Annotated in this window: 1 pseudogene; it reads left to right on the plus strand. The window is 35.1% G+C overall.

Features of this window, described 5'->3' with window-relative positions:
• A pseudogene (locus JMW90_RS14130) lies at window positions 1-120 on the plus strand (IS30 family transposase); the annotation flags it as partial.
• Window positions 121-579 lie beyond the last annotated feature (459 nt).

Below are 579 nucleotides of genomic sequence, written 5' to 3' on the forward strand. Positions count from 1 at the left end.
TGCACGCGCTTAGTTCAGTCGATTGAGGATAATTTAAATAATCGACCTAGAAAGGTGCTAGGGTTTAGAACGCCTCTTGAGGTAAAATCTAGCTTCGGGTGCGTTGCACTTCGATGTTGAATCCAAGCTATATAGAGAAGAGTATTATTCATTAATAGTCTAAATACAGTTAATCATAAGCAGGTGATAAACCCAACCTATTGACAACTAACATAATATTAAACCACAAAGCTATTAATTAAAAAATCTCACAAACTCCTTGACCGTCAACTAAAACTGCGTATAATACGCCCCTATCGGAACGAAGCTACTACTTATGATAAGTAATTCGTTACTTAAAACCGGGTGCTAGCCAGATTGGCAATTGAAGTTCACATTTACTTTAAAACCAATTAAAAATAAGTTCTTGACACTCTATTAAAAGCGTCTATAATACGCACCTCAGCAAAGGGAAGCTGGCAAATAAGTTAACAAACTTATAACCCAGATAACCCGTTGAAACGAATTAGAACAAAGGGTTGACAGACTTATATTTAATGATATACTGGTTGACAGACTTATATTTAATGATATAGTTGA

The organism is Psychrobacter glacincola, from assembly GCF_904846215.1.
Classification (GTDB): domain Bacteria; phylum Pseudomonadota; class Gammaproteobacteria; order Pseudomonadales; family Moraxellaceae; genus Psychrobacter; species Psychrobacter glacincola.